Annotated in this window: 21 protein-coding genes; 7 read left to right on the top strand and 14 right to left on the bottom strand. The window is 72.2% G+C overall.

Annotated elements, in window-relative coordinates; all coding sequences use genetic code 11:
* Positions 1–30: 30 nt before the first annotated feature.
* Positions 31–285 (bottom strand): DUF397 domain-containing protein, encoded by a 255-nt coding sequence (locus LZ604_RS12595; RefSeq protein ID WP_234515126.1) that lies wholly within the window; start codon positions 283–285, stop codon positions 31–33.
* The gene (locus LZ604_RS12590; RefSeq protein ID WP_234515125.1) at positions 286–1,146 is read right to left on the bottom strand and encodes a Sco1979 family transcriptional regulator; all 861 of its coding nucleotides are present in this window, start codon (positions 1,144–1,146) and stop codon (positions 286–288) included. It abuts the gene before it with no gap.
* Between the two features lie 329 nt (positions 1,147–1,475).
* On the opposite strand from LZ604_RS12590, the gene LZ604_RS12585 reads away from it, so the two are divergent.
* Positions 1,476–2,222: an ATP-binding protein gene (locus LZ604_RS12585; protein ID WP_234515124.1), complete on the top strand. Its 747-nt coding sequence runs from the start codon at positions 1,476–1,478 to the stop codon at positions 2,220–2,222.
* The gene (locus tag LZ604_RS12580) at positions 2,213–2,671 is read left to right on the top strand and encodes a hypothetical protein (RefSeq protein WP_234515123.1); all 459 of its coding nucleotides are present in this window, start codon (positions 2,213–2,215) and stop codon (positions 2,669–2,671) included. Before LZ604_RS12585 ends, LZ604_RS12580 begins: the two co-directional genes overlap by 10 nt.
* A 34-nt stretch (positions 2,672–2,705) precedes the next feature.
* On the opposite strand, the gene LZ604_RS12575 is transcribed toward LZ604_RS12580, so the two are convergent.
* From LZ604_RS12575 to LZ604_RS12565, 3 genes are all read right to left on the bottom strand, one after another.
* On the bottom strand, positions 2,706–2,876 hold the full coding sequence (locus LZ604_RS12575; protein ID WP_234515122.1) for a DUF8839 family protein: 171 nt from the start codon (positions 2,874–2,876) through the stop codon (positions 2,706–2,708).
* A 258-nt stretch (positions 2,877–3,134) separates the two neighbouring features.
* Positions 3,135–3,896, bottom strand: a complete 762-nt coding sequence (locus LZ604_RS12570; RefSeq protein ID WP_234515121.1) for a nucleotidyltransferase domain-containing protein — start codon at positions 3,894–3,896, stop codon at positions 3,135–3,137.
* A 123-nt stretch (positions 3,897–4,019) separates the two neighbouring features.
* The gene (locus LZ604_RS12565; protein ID WP_234515182.1) at positions 4,020–4,724 is read right to left on the bottom strand and encodes a uracil-DNA glycosylase; all 705 of its coding nucleotides are present in this window, start codon (positions 4,722–4,724) and stop codon (positions 4,020–4,022) included.
* Positions 4,725–4,853: 129 nt separating this feature from the next.
* Here LZ604_RS12565 and LZ604_RS12560 point away from each other — a divergent pair, with 129 nt between their 5' ends.
* Entirely contained in the window at positions 4,854–5,585 is a 732-nt protein-coding gene (locus LZ604_RS12560; protein ID WP_372482129.1) for an RNA-binding S4 domain-containing protein, read from the top strand.
* Positions 5,586–5,685: 100 nt separating this feature from the next.
* On the opposite strand, the gene LZ604_RS12555 is transcribed toward LZ604_RS12560, so the two are convergent.
* Both LZ604_RS12555 and LZ604_RS12550 read right to left on the bottom strand, forming a co-directional pair.
* Entirely contained in the window at positions 5,686–6,183 is a 498-nt protein-coding gene (locus tag LZ604_RS12555) for a DoxX family protein (protein ID WP_234515120.1), read from the bottom strand.
* 130 nt (positions 6,184–6,313) lie between these two features.
* Positions 6,314–7,300, bottom strand: a complete 987-nt coding sequence (locus tag LZ604_RS12550) for an acyltransferase domain-containing protein (protein ID WP_234515180.1) — start codon at positions 7,298–7,300, stop codon at positions 6,314–6,316.
* Between the two features lie 114 nt (positions 7,301–7,414).
* Here LZ604_RS12550 and LZ604_RS12545 point away from each other — a divergent pair, with 114 nt between their 5' ends.
* Entirely contained in the window at positions 7,415–7,678 is a 264-nt protein-coding gene (locus tag LZ604_RS12545) for a DUF6343 family protein (RefSeq protein WP_234515119.1), read from the top strand.
* A gap of 28 nt (positions 7,679–7,706) precedes the next feature.
* Here the strand turns inward: LZ604_RS12545 and LZ604_RS12540 are convergent, their stop codons facing one another.
* The 4 genes from LZ604_RS12540 to rpsA all read right to left on the bottom strand — a co-directional run bounded on the left by LZ604_RS12540 (position 7,707) and on the right by rpsA (position 11,784).
* Positions 7,707–8,087: a tetratricopeptide repeat protein gene (locus tag LZ604_RS12540; protein ID WP_234515118.1), complete on the bottom strand. Its 381-nt coding sequence runs from the start codon at positions 8,085–8,087 to the stop codon at positions 7,707–7,709.
* 50 nt (positions 8,088–8,137) lie between these two features.
* Positions 8,138–8,746, bottom strand: a complete 609-nt coding sequence (gene coaE, locus LZ604_RS12535; RefSeq protein ID WP_234515117.1) for a dephospho-CoA kinase — start codon at positions 8,744–8,746, stop codon at positions 8,138–8,140.
* Positions 8,747–8,798: 52 nt separating this feature from the next.
* Positions 8,799–9,737, bottom strand: a complete 939-nt coding sequence (locus tag LZ604_RS12530) for a PAC2 family protein (RefSeq protein ID WP_234515116.1) — start codon at positions 9,735–9,737, stop codon at positions 8,799–8,801.
* A gap of 556 nt (positions 9,738–10,293) precedes the next feature.
* Positions 10,294–11,784 carry a 30S ribosomal protein S1 gene (gene rpsA / locus LZ604_RS12525; RefSeq protein WP_055491747.1) on the bottom strand — a complete coding sequence of 497 codons (1,491 nt, stop codon included), beginning with the start codon at positions 11,782–11,784 and terminating at the stop codon, positions 10,294–10,296.
* A 392-nt stretch (positions 11,785–12,176) separates the two neighbouring features.
* Here rpsA and LZ604_RS12520 point away from each other — a divergent pair, with 392 nt between their 5' ends.
* The 3 genes from LZ604_RS12520 to hrpB all read left to right on the top strand — a co-directional run bounded on the left by LZ604_RS12520 (position 12,177) and on the right by hrpB (position 16,047).
* On the top strand, positions 12,177–12,989 hold the full coding sequence (locus tag LZ604_RS12520) for a class I SAM-dependent methyltransferase (protein WP_234515179.1): 813 nt from the start codon (positions 12,177–12,179) through the stop codon (positions 12,987–12,989).
* Positions 12,990–13,152: 163 nt separating this feature from the next.
* Complete coding sequence (locus LZ604_RS12515) at positions 13,153–13,479, top strand: hypothetical protein (RefSeq protein WP_234515115.1); 327 nt, start codon at positions 13,153–13,155, stop codon at positions 13,477–13,479.
* A 33-nt stretch (positions 13,480–13,512) separates the two neighbouring features.
* Complete coding sequence (gene hrpB, locus LZ604_RS12510) at positions 13,513–16,047, top strand: ATP-dependent helicase HrpB (protein ID WP_234515114.1); 2,535 nt, start codon at positions 13,513–13,515, stop codon at positions 16,045–16,047.
* Here the strand turns inward: hrpB and pgfA are convergent.
* The 3 genes from pgfA to LZ604_RS12495 all read right to left on the bottom strand — a co-directional run bounded on the left by pgfA (position 16,037) and on the right by LZ604_RS12495 (position 19,197).
* Positions 16,037–17,029, bottom strand: a complete 993-nt coding sequence (gene pgfA / locus LZ604_RS12505; RefSeq protein WP_234515113.1) for a cell envelope lipid trafficking protein PgfA — start codon at positions 17,027–17,029, stop codon at positions 16,037–16,039. The genes hrpB and pgfA overlap by 11 nt on opposite strands.
* A 114-nt stretch (positions 17,030–17,143) precedes the next feature.
* Complete coding sequence (locus LZ604_RS12500; protein WP_234515112.1) at positions 17,144–17,278, bottom strand: SPW_0924 family protein; 135 nt, start codon at positions 17,276–17,278, stop codon at positions 17,144–17,146.
* Positions 17,279–17,424: 146 nt separating this feature from the next.
* Positions 17,425–19,197, bottom strand: a complete 1,773-nt coding sequence (locus tag LZ604_RS12495; protein ID WP_234515111.1) for a lytic transglycosylase domain-containing protein — start codon at positions 19,195–19,197, stop codon at positions 17,425–17,427.
* Positions 19,198–19,431: the final 234 nt, after the last annotated feature.

Genomic DNA, 19,431 nt, shown 5'->3' with positions numbered 1-19,431 from the left:
CGATAGCAACGTCGCGCAGCGACAGATCAGTCACGAGAGCAGGAAGTCGGCCTCCCCCGCCTTGGCCCCCTCGATGAACGCGGTCATCTCGTCGGAGGTGTAGATCAGCGCGGGCCCGTCCGGGTCGGTGGACTGACGGACGGCGATCCGGCCGTCGGCGAGCTTCATCGCCTCCAGGCAGTTGCCGCCGTTGCCTCCGCTCCACGGCTTGTGCCAGCCCTCGCTGCCGAGTTCGCGGGCGGGCATGCCGTTGTAGACGCGCCGGCGCGGCGTGATGGGGTCCATTCACAGCTCCTTGCGGAGATTTTCGAGGATCTCCTTCGTGCGTTGTGCCGTTGCGGCCTGGGCCGCCATGCGGTCCATGACCTCGAGGTGGTTCGCCACCTCGGTGCGCGCGTCCAGGTAGACGGCACCGGTCAGGTACTCGCTGTAGACCATGTCCGGCAGTTCCGGCATGGCAAATCGAAACAGGACGAAGGGTCCGTACGTGCCGGGGTGCGGTCCCGAGGAGAACTCGATCACCTGCAGCGTGACATGGGGCAGCTGCGTGACCTCGAGCAGCCGGTCGACCTGGGCACGCATGACCTCGGGCCCGGCCACCGGCCGACGCAGCGCGGTCTCCTCCGTCACGACCCAGATCCGGGGCGCGTTGTCCCGTGTGAGCAAGGCCTGGCGCTGCATGCGCAACGCCACGTGACGCTCGATGTCCTCGGGGCTGGTCTGTCCGACGGCACCGGATCTCAGCACGCCCCGGGCGTAGTCCTCCGTCTGCATGATGCCGGGCACGAAGTGCGGTTCGTACTGGCGGATGAGCGACGCCGCGCCCTCCAGGCTGACGTACATGGAGAACCAGCCCGGCAGGATGTCGTGGAACCGCTGCCACCATCCGGGTTTGTTGGCTTCCTCGGCGAGCTGGACGAAGGACTCGGCCTCCTCGTCGCTCACTCCGTACGCCTTCAGCAGCAGCTGAAGGTAGGGGATCTTCAGGGCGACCTCGGCCGTCTCCATACGGCGGACGGTGGCGGGCGCGACACGCAGAATGCGGGCGGCCTCCTCCCGTTTGAGGCCGGCGCGTTCACGCAGGTCCAGCAGGCGTCGGCCGAGGACGACCTGACCGACCGTCGGTGCCGACCGCGGCTCGCTCACCTCGCGTTCCTCCCGTCCTGATGCGTCCCGGCAACCCCGAGGGCGCCGTCCGGAACCGTTCCGCGCTCGCGCACGCCCGCATTCGGCCTCGATCCGTTCCCTGCCGGTTCGATCCCGTTCCCCGCCAGGCCATACTGGTTCGATCCGTTCCCTGCCGGTTCGATCCGTTCCCAGCCGGCGTGGACACCGGACTCGGCCGCCCGCGCTTCGGATGCCAACGGGCCTCGCCCTGCGGGCCGTTGCGACAGTGTGCCACGGCCTTCACCAAGTCACACCGCACTCTGCAACTTTCAGAGTGACTCTTGCCAAGTGTTCATGTCGCCGCGATAGTGGCAAGTGTGATTCCGTCCGCGCCGTTAGGAACAGACGCCGCCGCAGACCGGTTCGGCCGCGGCGGTGCCGCAGCACTGCGTCCAGGCGCGGCTGCCGAGCGCCGTTTCCGATTCGAGCTGGCCGCACGCCCCGGCTCCGTTGCACGGGCCCGGCAGTTGACACGCGCCCGGCTGTCCGGCTGGGCGGTGTGCGAGGACACTTGCGACACGGCCGCTCTCGTCGTGTCGGAGCTGGTCACCAACGCGATCGTGCACACCGCCGGGGAGCACGTCGTATGTGAACTGCGCGACGCTGGCGACCTGGTGCGCATAGCCGTGCAGGACGAGGGATGCGCTCCGAGCGAGCCGCACTCCGGACCGCAGCGCCCCGAAGAGGAGCATGGGAGGGGATTGCTTCTCGTCGCGGCGCTGTGCCGGGCCTGGGGAGCCCAGGAGGCAGGGCCCGGACTGCTCGTCTGGGCCGAGCTGGCACGGGATCCCGGCCAGTCGGTGCCCGGTGGGCAGCTGGGCCCGGAGCAGCCGTCCCGGGACCTGCCGTGTTCCGGCGGCAGGTCCCGGGCGGCCGGCGACACGTCGGCCCGGTCCGATCTCGGCTGGGGCGCCAAGAAGCCGCCGGCTGAGCACGGAGCCCGGTCCGACCTGGGCTGGAGCGCGAAGAGATCCCCGGCCGACGGCGGGGGATCCGGGTCCGGGGCGGAGACGTCCCGGGGAACGGGAGCCGGGACGGGGACCGCGTGGGCGTGAGGGGTGCGGGATCCGCGGGACTCGGGACCGGACGGGTTCTGACCCTGGACTCGCTGACCCGTCTCGGGCGGGCGCGGCGGACGTCCGGGGCGGTGTCCAGGAGACTTGCCCTGCCCGAGGACATGACGGTTCCGCTCGGCTGTGACGCTGTGACCGTACCCGCCTCCTACGGCCCGCTGCTGCTGTCCAGACTGCCGAGGGTGGGCTGTGTGTACGCCGACCGGGCCGACTGGTGGTGGATCGTGCCGTCGGACTCCGATGTCGCAGTGAACTGGCCCGCACCCGCGCGCTACTCCAGGGGAGCGCTGGTCCCGGACGCGTCGGACGGCCCTGGACTCGTCCACCGGCCGGACGACACCGTGCCGTACACCCCGCCCATCCCGCTGTACCTGGCCCTGTGTCAGGTCACCGGCACGGCGCCGGCGTGGTCACGGCCGCTCAGCGCCTGACCCGTCCGTGACCGGCCGAGGGGGGCGGGTGGCGTCATTCGGCGTCGGCCCCCCGGACGATCACCAGGAACGCGTCCGTGGCGAGGTCCATGACGACCTCGGCGGGCTGCCCTTCCAGTCGGCGTGCCTGCGCATACTCCTCCGCGGGCCAAGAGCCGCGCGGCCCGCCTGCGGGAAAGCGCTCGAGTACCGTTCGCCCGTTCACCCCGCACCTCCTTGCCATGCCGTGTCTCGGCGGCCGATCCCGATCGGCTCGTAGAGTTAAACGCCTCTCCCCCGGTGAACGGCTCGCGATGTGACGGTACTGAGACGCATTCGACACTCCGCCACGGCCGCTTGGTGAACAAAGGCCGGAGTAGCCGGTTTTGCCCGGACGCAGGGGGCGCAGGGGGCGCAGGGGGCGCAGAGGACGCGGAGTCCGCAACGGACGCATGGGACGCAAGCACACCTTGGGTCCCATAGGTCACCGACCGAGGACGCCCTCGAAGAGTTGCTCGGCGGACACGACGGCCGCCACGAGCTCGTCGGGGCCGGCCCGGAGCCCGGCCACGATCCGGTCCACAACCCGCAGCCCCGCCCGCTCCAGCAGCCGCTTCTCATTGGTGACCCATTCCCCGCGTGCGGCGAGCACCGCGTGCGCGGTGTGGGCGGCTGCCGTGGCGAGGGCACCCGCGACCTCGGTGAGGCGGCCCTTCGGGGCGTGGTCGGCCTTCGCGTACGCGAGTGTGGCGCGGGCCGTGCCCTGCCAGCGGACGGCGGCGGAGGTGCGCAGCTTCTCCGGGTACGAGGCGGGGCGGGGAAGGGTGCCCCGCAGCACCCGGTTGACGGCCAGTTCGGCGACCACCAAGTAGCTGGGAATGCCCGCGAGATGAAAGAGCAGCGGCTCCACGTGGAAGCGGCCTTCCTCGGCCTCCGTCAACTGGTGTTCCACGACGTCCAGGTCGCGGTAGTGGACGTCGACCCGGCGCCCCTGGACGGTCAGCCAGGCGCCGCCGTTGAAGACGCCTCCGCCCCAGCCGCCGATCTCGGAGACCTCGCCGGGCCAGCCGATGGCCCGGAGGTCGGCGGGGTCGAAGCCCGGGCCCCGGTAATAGACGGCCAGGTCCCAGTCACTGTCCGGGCCGTGGACGCCCTGTGCGCGGGAGCCGCCGAGCGCGACCGCCCGGACGGCGGGGAGCGCGGCCAGGCGTTGCGCCACACCGTCGAGGAATGCGTCGTCGTCCATGGAAACGCAACGTACCGCGGCCCACCGACCAGCCCACCGACCAGCCGACCGCCGACCGTCCGCCTCCCGTCTGTCTGTCCATCCGTGCGTCCGCCCGGTGGGACACGGGGCTGGGCCCGGCGGCTACTGCCCGGCGGTCGGCAGCCCCGCCGCCCGCGCCGCCGTGAGCAGCACCTCGCGCAGCATTTCGGGGGTGAGCCGTCCCGTGAACGTGTTGCGCTGGCTGACGTGGAAGCAGCCGAAGAGCTCCAGCCCGTCCAGCGACACATGCGCGCCGTGACCGAAGCCCGGGCGGGGCCGGGGCACCGCCCACCCGGCCTCGGCGAGCGCGGTCAGCGCCGCCTGCCAGCCGAAAGCGCCGAGCGCTACCACACAACGCAGGGACGGGCGCAGCAGCCGCAGCTCCTGGACGAGCCAGGGCCGGCAGGTCTCCCGCTCCTCGGGGGTGGGCTTGTTGGCCGGTGGGGCGCAGTGCACGGGCGCGGTGACGCGTACGCCGTAGAGTTCGAGTCCGTCGTCGGCGGAGACCGCGGTGGGCTGGGACGCCAGTCCGACGGCGTGCAGCGCCGCGTACAGCACGTCCCCGGACCGGTCCCCGGTGAACATGCGTCCGGTCCGGTTCCCTCCGTGCGCCGCGGGTGCGAGCCCCACGACGAGCAGCTTCGCGTCGGGGGGCCCGAAGCCCGGCACCGGCCGCCCCCAGTACGTCCAGTCGGCGAACGCGGCGCGCTTGGTGCGGGCGACCTCCTCACGCCAGGCGACCAGGCGGGGGCAGGCACGGCACCCGGTGATCCGCTCGTCCAGCGCCGTGAGACTGCCGCCGTCCATACCTCTACGGCTGCTGCTGTCCATGCCTCCACGGTAGGGCCGGGTGGCGAGAGCCCTGGCGGGCGGGCACCGGGCGCTGTGGGGAAAAGGCCTCGGGTGCACCCGGCTCGGCGGGTTAAGGTCGGGGACATGGCTTCCGAAAGCGCGGTGGAGAGCGCGCAGGACGAGAGGACGGGCGGGACCGGAGGAACCCGTGCGGCGGCGACGGACCAGGAGTCCGGGGCAGGCCGGGGCGGCGATACGGATCCCCGGGAATCCGGTGCGCGCGCGCCGGGCACCGACGGTGCCGCCCCGGCCATGGCCCCGAAGACCGCCGCCGCGGTGGCTGCCGCCGAGGCGGCCGGCCCGTCGCACGGTGAGAGCGTGCGCATCGACAGCTGGATCTGGTCCGTGCGGCTCGTCAAGACCCGCTCGGTCGGCGCCACCGCCTGCCGGGGTGGGCATGTCCGGGTCAACGGCGAGCGCGTGAAGCCCGCGCACTCCGTGCGGATCGGCGACGAGGTACGGCTGCGGCACGAGGGCCGGGAGCGGATCGTCGTCGTGAAGCGCCTGATCCGCAAGCGGGTGGGGGCCCCGGTGGCGGTCCAGTGCTACATCGACAACAGCCCGCCCCCGCCGCCCCGCGAGGCCGTGGCCCCGGCGGGCATCCGCGACCGCGGCGCCGGCCGCCCCACCAAGCGGGACCGCCGCGAGATGGAACGCCTTCGGGGTCTGGGCTCAGCAACGGGCAGCCCGTACAGCGGCTACGCCGAGGCCCTGGGCGCCCAGAGCCGTTCCGAGGGCCGGGGCCGTTCCGAGGTACGGGATCAGTCGTCGGGCCGGGACCGGCCCCAGGGGCGTGGTGGCTCAAGGGCGGGCTGAGCGCGGGGCGGCCGGACCGGTCGGGGCCGGCCAGGCCCACACCGGCCCGGCGGCGTACGGCAGGGACCCGTCACACCCCGCGGCATACGGCGGGGAACGGTCACACCCGGAGGCGTACCAGGCGGGCCAGCTCCGCGGTGCGGTCGCGACGGGCCCAGGCGATCACGCTGAGCGGGACGATCAGGATCAGCGGGGTCGCCGCGTACTGCCCGTCGAAGACGGCGAGCTGGACGACGAAGGCGCCGGTCATCAGCCCGCAGAGCGCCACGGCCGCGACCGACGACAGCAGGGGTACGAGCAGCGCGACGGCCCCGGCCAGTTCGAGTGAGCCGATCGTGTACATCCCGGTGCTCCCCCAGCCGATCCTGTCGAAGGACTCGACGGCCGACGGGTGCGCGATCAGCTTGGGCAGCGCGCTCGCGAGGCCGTAGAAGAGCGCCAGGACGATCTGCAGGGCGCGCAGGGAGATCTCGGCGCGACGACTCCGGCCGCGGTCCCTCGGCGGGGCGCCGGACGCGGGGACGGAGACGGACGCGGGGACTGAGACGGACGCGGGGACGGAGGTGGCTCGGGAGGCGGAGGCAGCGGTCTCGGACATGGGTTCTCCTGGATGCGAGGAGCAGGTGCACGGTGCTGTCAGGGATTCAGACCCGTCCAGGTCCCGGAACTCATCGCTCCCTGGCCGGTCGCCGTGCCTCCTCCCAGCGAGACCGGCCACCGTGCCCCCCTCAGAGCACGAACCAGCCGTGGCCCGTGTACCAGTGCCCGCCCCCGCGCAGATGGTCCGCGACCGCACGCTCGACGCTGGTGCGCCGTGGCAGCCCGGCCACCGGCAGATCGGGGTCGCCGAAGACGAAGCCGATCGGCACGCCGTCGTCCGGTGTCGCTTCCTCGTATGCGGCCTCGAAGCGGTCCTGGAAGCGGATGATGTTGGAGTCGGCGGGCAGGTACCGCTTGAGCTGCGGATCCAGCAGCCATGAGTGGCATACGGCGATCTCGTGGCGCTCGTCGGGATAGTGGCGGGCGAAGAAGTCCCGCGCCAGGGCCAGGGACCGCTCGCAGGCGGACGGTGACAGCGGCCCCTGGAAGTCGGGTATGTGCAGGTTCAAGCAGGGGTCACCGGGCCCCAGGTCGCGGCCCGCCGACGCGACGGCCCGGCCCGTACGCTCGCCCAGCCGTCCGCGCTGGAACTGCAGCCGTCCCAGCTGAAAGAGCTCCCCGTGGAAGTGCAGCGCCGGCCACCAGGGAAACAGCAGTCCGCCGGTGCCGCGCCGTCTGCGGTGCACCGCGACCTGGCGCCCGAGGTCCGCCAGAGTGCGGCGGGTCACTTCTTCCGGAACGCCCCGCTCCCGGTGGTAGGCGCGCACATACGGAACCGACGCGACGTAGACGTACAGAGGGAAGAACCGCCCGAGGGCTCCGGCCGAGTCCGGGAAGGGCGGCGGCTCACACGCCTTCCCGATCTCCCCCATGTCGCGTACGAAACGGGTGACGCACCGTGCCAGCAGCGTCATCGCCTCGGCGTCCCGTCCCAGCCGGGCGCGCAGCGCGACGAGCTCGTTGATGTCCTCGTGGGGTACGGCCAGGTCGAGCAGGACGCCGGGCAGCTCGTCCGCGTCGGGCAGGGCGACGGCCACACCCGCGTCGTCCTCACGCTCGAGGTCCTTCAGCCACTTGGCGAGCCTCGCGTCCGCCCGCACCGCCTCCAGCAGCACCATCGCCTCCCCGAGTGGCCCCGGCCGCGCCCCCACGACTTCGGATTCCGGTCGCCGTTCCATGGTGAATGTGCACCAGGAAGGGTACGTGTCCGGTCAGGAGCGGTGAGGACGATGCGTACAGGCAGTGAACCGGCGACGGCGCGCAGTGCGCTGCGGATGCGCTTCTGGCTGGCCGTCTGGGGCATGGTGTGGGCGACCTTCGGCGTGGTGGCCTTCACGCTTCTGGGGCGGCCGGGCTGGGCGGCCGCGTGCGGTGTGCTGTGGCTGGTGGTCGGCGCCGACATGGCCATCATCGTGCGGCACATCCGCCAGGGGGCCCACTGGCAGCCGGGCCGCGACGTGCCGCCGTATCCGCCACCGGATCCCCGCCGGTAGCAACCGTCGCGTCCGGAAGCCGTCCGGGCTACGAGTCGAAGCGCGCCGCCTTCAGGTACTGCGGGTTCGGGTCGAGCGCGGCCGCCAGCCGGAAGTGCCGCTTCGCCTCCTCGGGGCGCGCCTGGCGCTCGTAGGTGCGGGCCAGCGCGAAATGCGCGAACGCGTTGTCCGGTTCACGCTCCAGCACGATGCTGAACTCCAGCTCGGCCGGCCGCAGTTGCGCGGCGGCGAAGAAGGCACGCGCGCGCAGCAGCCGCGCGGCCGTGTTCTCGGGGTGCGCGGCGATCACGCCGTCCAGCAGCTTGACCGCGCCCCTCGGGTCCCGTGCGGCGAGCAGCTGCTCGGCGGCACGGAAGTCGATCACATGCGTCTCCGGGGTCCGTCCGGTCGGATCGCTGGTCTCGGGCACGGCTGAATCCTTCCCTTGCTCCGGCGTTTCAACGCTTCCGGCGACGATCGCTATTCCGGTGAGCGCCCGGCCCTGCGCACGAGATCCGCCCAGACGTCCCGTACGCGCCGCTCAAGCTGCTCCAGGGGCACGTCGTTGTCGATGACGATGTCCGCGATCTCCCGGCGCTTCTCGCGCGGCGCCTGGGCGGCCATCCGCGCACGGGCGTCCTCCTCCGTCATGCCGCGCAGACGGACGAGCCGGTCGAGCTGGGTGCTCGGGCTTGCATCCACGACGACCACCACGTCGTAGAGCGGGGCGAGGCCGTTCTCCGTGAGGAGGGGCACGTCGTGGACGACCACGGCGTCCTCGGGCGCAGCGGTCTCCAGCTCGCGGGAGCGGGCGCCGACCAAGGGATGCACGATCGAGTTGAGGACGGCGAGCTTCTGGGGATCGGAGAAGACGAGGGAGCCCAGTCTGGGACGGTCGAGACTGCCGTCCGCGGTGAGGATGTCCTCCCCGAAGGCCTCGACGACCGCCGCGAGCCCCGGAGTGCCGGGCGCGACGACCTCGCGCGCGATGCGGTCCGCGTCGATCAGTACGGCCCCGCACTCCACGAGCAGCCGCGACACCTCGCTCTTGCCGGCGCCGATACCGCCGGTCAGGCCCACCTTCAGCATGACGGGAAGCCTACGGCCTGCCACCGGCAGTCGCGGTGGCAGGCCCGTGCGGTCAGCCCTCGCCCTCGCGCTCCGCCAGGAACCGCTCGAATTCCTGGCCGATCTCGTCCGCGGACGGGATCTCGACGGGCTCCGCGAGCATGTTGCCGCGCGTCTCGGCTCCGGCAGCGGCGTCGTACTGGTGCTCGAGCCCCTGGACGAGCGCGACCAGTTCCTCGTCGCCCTCCTGGACCTGGCGTTCGATCTCCGTCTGCGTGCGGTGCGCGTCCGTGCGCAGGGTGTGCGCGATCCCGGGGAGGACGAGTCCCGTGGCGGCCGTGATGGCCTCGAGAACGGTCAGCGCGGCGTCCGGGTATGGGGAGCGGGCGATGTAGTGGGGGACGTGCGCGGCGACACCCAGGACCTCATGCCCGGCCTCCATGAGCCGGTACTCCACCAGGGACTCGGCGCTGCCGGGGACCTGCGCCTCCTCGAACGGGCTGCGGTGGCCCGGCACGAGGTCGGTGCGGTTGCCGTGCGGGGTGAGACCCACCGGGCGGGTGTGCGGCACGCCCATGGGAATGCCGTGGAAGTTCACGGCCAAGCGGACACCGAGCCTCTCCACGATCTGCCGGACGGCCGCGGCGAAACGCTCCCACTCCACGTCCGGTTCGGGGCCGGACAGCAGCAGGAAGGGCGCCCCGGTGGCGTCCTGGACGAGGCGTACCTCGATGGCCGGGACCTCGTATCCGGTCCAGCGGTCCCGCTTGAAGGTGAGCAGCGGGCGGCGGGCGCGGTAGTCCACGAGCCGGTCGTGGTCGAAGCGGGCCACGACCTGGTGGGGCAGCGAGTCGAGGAGCCGGTCGACGATCTGGTCGCCGGTCTCGCCCGCGTCTATGTATCCGTCGAAGTGGTAGAGCATGACCAGACCTGCCGACTCCTGGGCGAGCGCCATGTCGACGACGGCCAGCCCCTTCGGCTCCCATGCGTACAAACCCTGCGGATCAAGCACTGTGGACCGCTCCTCCTCGTGTCTCCTCCGGCACAACGTGCTCCGGGGCGCGGGCATTCCCGACTCACGCCCTTTCGCCTTGCTCGGTCTGCCGGTTCGGGCGGTGGCGGCTGGTGATTCCGACGAGGATGTGGGGCGGCAGGGCCGCGATGCAGTGGCCGACGGCGGTCAACTCCCCGTCGAGCGCCTCCGCGTCGGCGCCTTGAGGAGCAACTCGGCGGCACCGCAGCAGACTTCGGCGGGCGAGGGCGGCGCGCCGGGCGGTGGTTCGAGGCCGTCCTGGAGCGAGCGGCGATATGGCGCCAAAGGCACCGCGAAGGCGCCCGGAGAAGGCCAGCGCGCCGAAACACGCCCGCGCTCCTATGGAGGCGCCGGCGCGTCGGCGCGCCGATGCGCGCCCATGCGCCTGCCTGCGGGCGCCGACGCGCCGGGGACCGCCGGCGGTCGTACGGCGCCTGAGGGCTGCCCACGGTCATGGAGTGGGCTGACGCACTGAGGGCCCGCCCCCATAGGGGGGCGGGCCCTCAGTCATCGGCTAGTGCCTAGCGGCGAGCGTTCAGCTCTGGCCGCCGGCCAGCTTCTCGCGCAGGGCGGCCAGCGCCTCGTCCGACGCCAGAGCGCCGGAGTTGTCGCCACCCTCGGAGGAGTACGAACCGCCGGTCGCGGCCGGAGCCGCGGCCTCGCCACCCTCGGCAGCGGCAGCGGCATCGGCCTCGCGGCTCTTGATGACCTGCTGCTGGTGCTGCTCGAAGCGCTGCTGCGCCTCGGCGTACTGGCGCTCCCACTCCTCGCGCTGCTTCTCGTAGCCCTCGAGCCAGTCGTTGGTCTCGGGGTCGAAGCCCTCGGGGTAGATGTAGTTGCCCTGGTCGTCGTAGGACGCGGCCATGCCGTACAGGGTCGGGTCGAACTCGACCGAGGCCGGGTCGGCACCGAAGGACTCGTTGGCCTGCTTCAGCGAGAGGCTGATGCGACGGCGCTCGAGGTCGATGTCGATGACCTTGACGAAGATCTCGTCGTTGACCTGGACGACCTGCTCCGGGATCTCCACGTGGCGCTCGGCCAGCTCGGAGATGTGGACCAGACCCTCGATGCCCTCGTCCACGCGGACGAACGCACCGAACGGAACCAGCTTCGTGACCTTACCGGGCACGACCTGGCCGATCTGGTGGGTGCGGGCGAACTGCTGCCACGGGTCTTCCTGGGTCGCCTTCAGCGACAGGGAGACGCGCTCGCGGTCCATGTCGACGTCGAGGACCTCGACGGTGACCTCCTGGCCGACCTCGACGACCTCGGACGGGTGGTCGATGTGCTTCCAGGACAGCTCGGAGACGTGGACCAGACCGTCGACGCCACCCAGGTCCACGAAGGCACCGAAGTTGACGATCGAGGAGACCACGCCGGAGCGGACCTGACCCTTCTGGAGGGTCGTGAGGAACGTCTGGCGGACCTCGGACTGGGTCTGCTCGAGCCAGGCGCGGCGGGACAGGACCACGTTGTTGCGGTTCTTGTCCAGCTCGATGATCTTCGCCTCGAGCTCCTTGCCGACGTACGGCTGGAGGTCACGGACGCGGCGCATCTCGACCAGGGAGGCCGGGAGGAAGCCACGGAGGCCGATGTCGAGGATGAGACCACCCTTGACGACCTCGATGACGGTACCGGTGACGATGCCGTCCTCTTCCTTGATCTTCTCGATCGTGCCCCAGGCACGCTCGTACTGGGCGCGCTTCTTCGAGAGGATCAGGCGGCCTTCCTTGTCCTCCTTCTGGAGGACAAGGGCCTCGATCTCGTCGCCGACGGCAACGACCTCGTTCGGGTCGACGTCGTGCTTGATCGAGAGCTCGCGGCTCGGGATGACACCTTCGGTCTTGTAACCGATGTCGAGCAGGACCTCGTCCCGGTCGACCTTCACGATGACGCCGTCGACGATGTCGCCGTCGTTGAAGTACTTGATCGTCTCGTCGATCGCTGCGAGGAAGGCTTCCTCGTTACCGATGTCGTTGACCGCTACCTGCGGGGTGGTGGCGGTGGTCTCGGTGCTGCTCGTCATGTGGGAAAGGGCTCCGGTACGGACATTGAAGTCGTAGGTACTGCTTACGCCGGGAGCCCGTTTCGCTCTGCAGAAGCCGGACAGCCTAGGAAGCGCCACACCGGATACAGCCTGTGGCGCCTCGACAACCGAGGGGACATACAACAGATGCGAGCGCAGCCTGCTACGTCTGAGGTGCGCAGGCCCGCAGCGCAACTTGTAGCATACGGGGGCAGCCGGACAGGGTCAATGCGCGAAGGGGCACACCCGGGGCGGATCGCCGCATTCCCGGCACAAAAGCCCGCGCGGCACCACCCGTATACCGGACACGCCGCGAGTCCGCGCAGGCCTGGAACACCCCTTCCCCGACACCGCCGAGGCGGGTAGGACGGAAGAGTACGACGAGGGAGCCGATCATCCAAGAGCCCGAGCAGTCCGAGCCCGAAGCCACCCGACGCGCCGCGGGTGTCACGGAGAGTTCCCGGGCCAACCGGGGCTGGTGGGACCGGAACGCGGACGAGTACCAGAACGAGCACGGCACGTTCCTCGGCGACGATCGCTTCGTCTGGGGACCCGAGGGCCTCGACGAGGTCGAGGCCGAGTTGCTCGGCGCGCCGGAGGACCTCAAGGGCAAGGACGTCCTGGAGATAGGCGCCGGCGCGGCGCAGTGCTCGCGCTGGCTGGCCGTGCAGGGCGCGCGCCCGGTGGCCCTGGACCTCTCCCACCGCCAGCTCCAGCACGCCCTGCGCATCGGAGTGACCTTCCCCCTGATCCAGGCGGACGCGGCCGTGCTGCCCTTCCGGGACGGCTCCTTCGACCTCGCGTGCTCGGCGTACGGCGCGCTGCCGTTCGTCGCGGACCCGGTCCTGGTGCTGCGCGAGGTGCGCCGGGTGCTGCGCCCCGGCGGCCGCTTCGTCTTCTCCGTGACGCACCCGATCCGCTGGGCGTTCCCGGACGAGCCGGGCCCCGAGGGCCTGTCGGTGTCCGCCTCGTACTTCGACCGCACGCCGTACGTCGAGCAGGACGAGCAGGGCAGGGCGGTCTATGTGGAGCACCACCGCACGCTCGGTGACCGGGTGCGGGAGATCGCGGTGTCCGGCTTCCGGCTCGTCGATCTGGTCGAGCCGGAGTGGCCGGCCTGGAACACGTCGGAGTGGGGCGGCTGGTCGCCGTTGCGCGGCGGCCTGATCCCGGGCACGGCGATCTTCGTGTGCGACCGGGACTGAGGGACGGAACGCAGCCGGAAGGCGGAGCCGAGCCGGGGCGTTTTCGGCCGATCGGCCGTGCGGTGTCCGCACGCGTGTGCGCACGGCGCGGGCCGGGCAGAAACGATGAGTCGACAAGTCGCCCTCAGGGCTGCGGTCAGCTGTGCCGGCGGGGGGTACGCGCATGCACGTCTGTCCGGTCTGCAAGCGGAGCGACAGGACCACGAAGCTCAGCAGGTACTGGAGGACGCTCCCGGCCGAACGCCGGGCCGCGGCACCCCACCTCGCGCGTCCCGTCCTCCACGACGAGCGATGGACGGCTCCGCTCGGACTGCTCGCTCTGGGCTGCGCCCTGCTTGTCTCCGAAGCGTGGCTGGGATTGGTCGGAGTGGCCGGCGGGGGCCTCTGGCTGGTGACGCTGCGCGACGAGGTGGCCCAGACGGCGAAGCGACGGGCCGACTGGCACCGGAAGCAGTACTGCCGGCGGTGCCGCCACGACTTTCTCCCGTGACACCGGACCGGAGCCGCCTGGAACACTGGTGCGGTGATCCGCCACGACGCCCTCGACCGCCTCGCCGTCCGCTCCGCAGTCCCCGCCCTTCGCGGTGCGCTCGAGGAGCACGGTGTCGCGGTGCTGTGCGCTCCGCCCGGTACCGGTAAGACCACCCTCGTGCCGCTGGTCCTCGCCGGGCTCGTCGGCGGGGGCCCGGCGCGCCGCGTGGTCGTCGCCGAGCCGCGCCGGATCGCCGCGCGGGCCGCGGCCCGGCGGATGGCATGGCTGCTCGGGGAGAAGCCCGGCCACAGCATCGGGTACTCCGTGCGCGGAGAGCGGGTGACGGGCCGGCACGCGCGCGTGGAGGTCGTCACGACCGGTGTGCTGCTCCAGCGGTTGCAGCGGGACCCGGAGCTGGCGGGCGTCGATGTGGTCGTGCTCGACGAGTGCCACGAGCGGCACCTGGACGCCGACACGACCGCCGCCTTCCTGCTCGACGTCCGGCAGACTCTGCGGCCCGAGCTGCGGCTGGTGGCGGCCTCCGCGACGACGGACGCGGAGGGCTGGGCCCGGCTGCTGGGCGGAGCCCCGGTCGTCGAGGCCGAGGGCGTGTCGCATCCCGTGGAGGTGGTGTGGGCGCCGCCCGCGCGTCCGGTGCGGCCGCCGCACGGACTGCGCGTGGACCCGGCGCTGCTGACGCATGTGGCGTCGGTGGTGCGGCGGGCGCTGGCCGAATGCGAGGGCGACGTGCTCTGTTTCCTGCCGGGCGTCGGGGAGATCGCGCGCGTGGCGGGGCGGCTGGGGAACCCGGCGGGCGTCGAGGTGCTCCAGGTCCACGGGCGGGCTCCGGCGGCCGTGCAGGACGCGGTGCTGGCGCCCGGTGACGGGCGGCGGGTGGTACTGGCAACGTCCGTGGCGGAGTCGTCGCTGACGGTGCCCGGGGTACGGGTGGTCGTGGACTCAGGGCTCGCTCGTGAGCCGCGGGTGGACCACGCCCGCGGGCTGAGCGCGCTGGCGACGGTACGGGCCTCGCAGGCGGCGGGACGGCAGCGAGCGGGCCGGGCGGGGCGTGAGGCGCAGGGCCGGGTCTACCGCTGCTGGTCCGAGGCGGAGGACGCGCGGCTGCCCCGGTTCCCGGCGCCGGAGATCAGGCTCGCCGATCTGACGGGGTTCGCGTTGCAGGCGGCGTGCTGGGGTGATCCGGACGCGTCCGGGCTGGCGCTCCTGGACGCCCCGCCGGGCGGGGCGATGACGGCCGCGCGCTCGGTGCTGACGGCGGTCGGGGCCGTGGACGGAGAGGGACGGGCCACGGAACGGGGTGTGCGGATGTCCCGCCTCGGTCTGCACCCACGGCTGGCTCGGGCGCTGCTGGACGCGGCGCCGCAGGTGGGCGCGGACCGGGCCGCCGAGGTGGTCGCCCTGCTGAGTGAGGAGCCGCCGCGGGAGTACGGGGACGATCTGCCGGCGGCCTGGCGGGCGGCCCGTCGCGGAAGCGACGCGTACACGGCCCGCTGGCGCGAGGAGGTGCGCCGGCTGCGCGCCGCGGCGGACGGCCTCCCCGCCGGTACGGGCGGGCCCCGGACTCAGGACGCGGACCGGCCGGGGAGGGTGCCGGACGATCAGGTGGCCGGTCTCGTCGCGGCCCTCGCCTTCCCCGAGCGGCTCGCGCGCGCCGACGGCGGTTCGTACCTCATGGTGAACGGCACCCGTGCCGAGCTGGGGGACGGATCGGGGCTGCGCGGCGCCCCGTGGCTCGCGGTCGCCGTGGCCGACCGGCCGGTGGGCCACGTCCACGCGCGCGTGGGGCTCGCCGCGGCGGTGGACGAGGATGTGGCCCGGCGGGCCGCCGCCACCCTGCACACCGAGGCCGAGGAGGTCCGCTGGGCCGACGGGGACGTCGTGGCGCAGAGCGCCGAACGGCTCGGCGCCGTGGAGCTGACGGTGCGCCCCCTGCGGGACCCGGCCCCCGGCCTCGTCCGGAAGGCCCTTCTGGCAGGGCTGCGCGCGGAGGGGTTCGGTCTGCTGCGATGGCCGCCCGGGGCCCTTGTCCTGCGGCAGCGGCTCGCCTTCCTGCGGCAGCACCTGGGTGAGCCCTGGCCGGACGTCTGCGACGAGGCGCTCCACACGCGCGTGGAGGAGTGGCTGGAGCCCGAGCTGAGCCGTGCCCGGCGGCGCGCCGACCTGGCGCGGATCGACGCGGGAGGGGCCCTCGCCCGGCTGCTGCCCTGGGCCACCGGGGACGCCGCCCGGCTCGAGGAGCTGGCGCCCGAGCGGATCACCGTCCCGAGCGGGTCCGCCGTCCGGGTCGACTACGGCGACCCCGAGCGGCCCGTCCTCGCCGTGAAGCTCCAGGAGATGTTCGGGCTCCAGGAGTCGCCCAGGATCGCCGGTGTGCCGGTGCTGGTGCATCTGCTGTCCCCCGCCGGGCGGCCCGTCGCCGTCACCGCGGATCTCGCCTCTTTCTGGCGGGACGGGTACCGGGCCGTACGGGCCGAGCTGCGGGGCCGGTACCCCAAGCACCCCTGGCCCGAGGATCCCGCCTCCGCGGAGCCGACCCGGCACACCAACGCCCGGCTCAGGCGGTGACCGGCTCGGGCTCGGCCGTCTCGGTGGGCGCCGGGCCGTCCGGGCGGCGGCCGCGGGCCTCCAGGCAGAGGGACAGCGCCAGCAGACAGACGCCCAGGGCGAGGAAGCCCCAGGGCAGATAGGACGTCAGCAGCAGGATCGGCAGACGGTTGTGCTTGACGAGCGCGACCGTCGACCTGATGTAGTCCTCGCGCATCTTCACATGACCCGCGAACGCCGTGACCTTGGCGCGCCCCCCGAGGAGCGTGCCGCCGCGCAGTTCCTCCCGGTGGATCTCCTCCCCGTAGACGGGCGCCCCGGTGACGGGCTCGACCCAGAACCTGCGGACAGTGGTGTACCAGCGGGCGGTGCCGGTCTTCGCGACCCACTCGCGGGTGAGGCCCTTGACGGGCATGACCCTGGGATAGGGGACCTTGGTCCAGGGGATGGTCTGTTCGAAGTAGTAGACCGTCAGTCCGCGGAAGTTCCGGGTGCCCTTGTAGTGGATGGGAGCGGTGACGCGCGCTTGGGCGTCGAAGTACTCGTAGTCCCTCTTCTGGGTCAGGAACGGCCACTTGAACTCGATGCCGTGGCGTTGGACGGGGTCGCCGTCGACCGACTCGCCGGTGACGTGGACGGGCTCCTGGCTGTGCGCGTCGAAGATGTAGCGCTCGGGGAAGCTGGAGACCATCTCCCCATTGGGGCCCTGGGCGTAGGACAGGCCGTCCCAGACCACCACGTCCCGGCCGGCCGTCCTCCCGGCCTTCCTCGCGGCCTCCACGTTGCCCTTGAGGGTCTGCACCACGGTGACCTCGGGGACCGTGCGGGAGGTCATGGTGCTGTAGTCGAGCAGGGTGGCGTTCTTCGCCTGAAGGACCATGGTCTGGTACTGGTTGGCGGGGACCTTGGCCACGCGCGGGAAGACGTACCAGCGCAGCAGCGGGGACAGCGCCGTGAAGAACACGGCGAGGGCGAGCAGGATCAGGCCGGCCTTGCGTCGCATCGCGGCGTCCTCCCTCTGCGTGCGGTGCGGGTCCGGGTCCGTGTGTCACGGCGCTCGGGCCCGTGCGTCACGGATGGCCGGGACCGTCCGTCACGGATGGCTGGGGACAGTGCGTCACGGATGGCCGGGGACCGTCGTCAGCAGCGGCTTCGGTGACGTGCTGCCGGACGGCGAGCCCATGGCCGCCAGGGCGAACACCACGGCGAGCGCTGCGGCGAGGCCGATCGCGGCGGCGACGAGGGCGCGCATACGGGCCTCCCCGGGCCGTAGCTGATATGCCGTCAGGTCCGGGCACCGTAGCAACGGGCGGGTGAGATGAGAACACGTCGCGCACAAGGCGGCGGCGCCCCTCCGCGAGGGAGGGACGCCGCCGTCGTACGCGGGCCGGTGCGGCCTTACGCGGTCGGGCTCGCAGAGGTGCTTCCCGACGGGGCCGGGCTGGGCGACGAGGTGGCCGCGGCGACGTCCAGCTGGACGGTGAGGGTCGCGCCGCCCGCGGTGGTGATGCGGAGCAGGAAGGTGCCGGTCGTGTCGTCGGCGTACAGCTTCGGCAGCTTGAGCAGGCCGTGGGCGTCGGTCCGCAGGCCCGTGAGGGTGCGTACGGTCTTGCCGTCCGCGTCCTTGAAGTAGGGGCCCTTGTCGTTCTCGGCCGGGTCGTCAGTCGACTTGACGAGGGTCGCGGTGGCCGCGACACCGTCCGCGACGGCGCCCTTGTAGGTGGCCTTCACCTCGACCTGGTCCGCGAACTCGCCGCCGGGGGTGCAGGTCAGCGCGGTGTCGCTGGTGCGGGCGAGGGTGTCGGCCTGGCGTTCGACGACGGTGGCCGTGTACTCGGGGGCGGTGACCATACGGCCCACGAGAAGGGCGCGGACCGTGAACGCGCCGGTCTTCCGGCCCGCGACGAGCGCCGGTGCGGTGGCCTTGCCGGAGGCGTCGGTGACGACGGTCGCCACCGTCTCGCCGCCCGTGAAGGTGGAGTCCGTGTCGCCCGAGATCGTGAACCGCACGCGCACCTTCGGCACCGCCTTGCCGGCCTTGGTCACGGCCTTCACCGCGATGCTCCGGTCGAACGTGTCACCCGTCCTGGCCGAGAGCATTCCGGTACCGGCGTCCGCCAGACGGGCCACCGTGTCGCTCGCGGTGGGCGGCTTGGGCTTGGGCGTGCCCGGCTTCGACGGGTCCGGAGACGAGGTGGTGCCGCCGGGCTTGTGGCCGCCGGGCTTGCGGGTGCCGGGCTTGCGGGTGCCGGGCTTGTGGGTGCCGGGCTTCTTGGTCCCGGCCGGCTTCGAACCGGGGCGCGCACCGGAGTCGGTGTCGCTGCGGTGCCTGGGCACCGTGCCCGTGCCGTCCGGGATCTCGTGGGTGCCCTTGCGGTAGTACTCGTACCAGGACAGAACGGTGTTCAGATAGTCCTGGGAGGCGTTGTAGCCGAGGATCGCCGCGTTCATGTCGGACTGGACGGACAGGTCACGGCCGGAGCGGCACAGGTAGTGACCGGCGGCGAGGGCGGCGTCGTAGACGTTGTTGGGGTCCTTGACCCCGTCGCCGTTGCCGTCGCGTCCCGCCCATGCCCAGGTGGACGGAATGAACTGCATCGGGCCGACGGCACGGTCGTAGGTGGTGTCGCCGTCGTAGGCACCGTGGTCGGTGTCCTTGATGTTCGCGAAGCCGTTGCCGTCCAGGAGCGGCCCGAGGATCCTCGAGTACGTCGTGCCGTCCGCGTCGACCTGGCCGCCGCGGGCCTGACCGGACTCGACCTTGCCGATGGCGGCGAGCAGTTGCCAGGGCAGATTGCAGCCCGGCTTGGACTGCTGCAGTTCCGCCGCCGCCTTCTTGTAGGCGTCCAGGACCGTGGCCGGAATGCCGGATTCCGCGACACCCACGGCGCCGGCCGGGGTGGGACCGGCGGTCGGGTTGGGAGACTCGGTGGGGCTGTTGAGCGGCGGGAGGTCCGTGTAGTAGCCGCCGTTGCCGGTGGCGCTGCCGTCACCGCCCTGGGTGGTGGTGCCGTCGGTCTCGGGTGTGGTCTGCGCACCGGTGGTCTGTCTGCCCTGGTCGTCGGTGGTCACTCCCGGGGCCTGGGACGCCGCCAGAGCCGCGACCGCGGCCGCGGCCACAGCCGTGGTTGCCGCCCCCTTGCGCAGCCTCCTGCCGATATGCGCCGCCATTGAGTGAACCCCTCCCGTCGACGACCCTGTGCAGTGGGGCGCCCTTGTTCCACGACCGCGCTCCCCGGCACGGCGACCAAGTGACCCTACGACAACTTCCGTCGCGTCGGCACCGGTTGGTGCCCGGTTTTCACCAGTTGGTCATGCGTTCTTGGCCAGGACACGGGAGCGGGGCGGATCGCCTCACCCGTTTCGTGCGTCCTTCATACTGGACGTCTGTGATCGCCGGGTGGT

The organism is Streptomyces glomeratus (assembly GCF_021462825.1).
Taxonomy (GTDB): Bacteria; Actinomycetota; Actinomycetes; order Streptomycetales; family Streptomycetaceae; genus Streptomyces; species Streptomyces glomeratus.
This window is presented reverse-complemented; position numbering and strand designations above follow the sequence as displayed.

Coding starts and splice junctions, on each gene's coding strand:
- LZ604_RS12595 (WP_234515126.1), bottom strand. CDS start 285: ATGGACCCCATCACGCCGCGCCGGCGCGTCTACAACGGCATGCCCGCC.
- LZ604_RS12570 (WP_234515121.1), bottom strand. CDS start 3,896: ATGGACGACGACGCATTCCTCGACGGTGTGGCGCAACGCCTGGCCGCG.
- LZ604_RS12565 (WP_234515182.1), bottom strand. CDS start 4,724: ATGGACGGCGGCAGTCTCACGGCGCTGGACGAGCGGATCACCGGGTGC.
- LZ604_RS12560 (WP_372482129.1), top strand. CDS start 4,854: ATGGCTTCCGAAAGCGCGGTGGAGAGCGCGCAGGACGAGAGGACGGGC.
- LZ604_RS12555 (WP_234515120.1), bottom strand. CDS start 6,183: ATGTCCGAGACCGCTGCCTCCGCCTCCCGAGCCACCTCCGTCCCCGCG.
- LZ604_RS12545 (WP_234515119.1), top strand. CDS start 7,415: ATGCGTACAGGCAGTGAACCGGCGACGGCGCGCAGTGCGCTGCGGATG.
- coaE (WP_234515117.1), bottom strand. CDS start 8,746: ATGCTGAAGGTGGGCCTGACCGGCGGTATCGGCGCCGGCAAGAGCGAG.
- rpsA (WP_055491747.1), bottom strand. CDS start 11,784: ATGACGAGCAGCACCGAGACCACCGCCACCACCCCGCAGGTAGCGGTC.
- LZ604_RS12515 (WP_234515115.1), top strand. CDS start 13,153: ATGCACGTCTGTCCGGTCTGCAAGCGGAGCGACAGGACCACGAAGCTC.
- pgfA (WP_234515113.1), bottom strand. CDS start 17,029: ATGCGACGCAAGGCCGGCCTGATCCTGCTCGCCCTCGCCGTGTTCTTC.
- LZ604_RS12500 (WP_234515112.1), bottom strand. CDS start 17,278: ATGCGCGCCCTCGTCGCCGCCGCGATCGGCCTCGCCGCAGCGCTCGCC.
- LZ604_RS12495 (WP_234515111.1), bottom strand. CDS start 19,197: ATGGCGGCGCATATCGGCAGGAGGCTGCGCAAGGGGGCGGCAACCACG.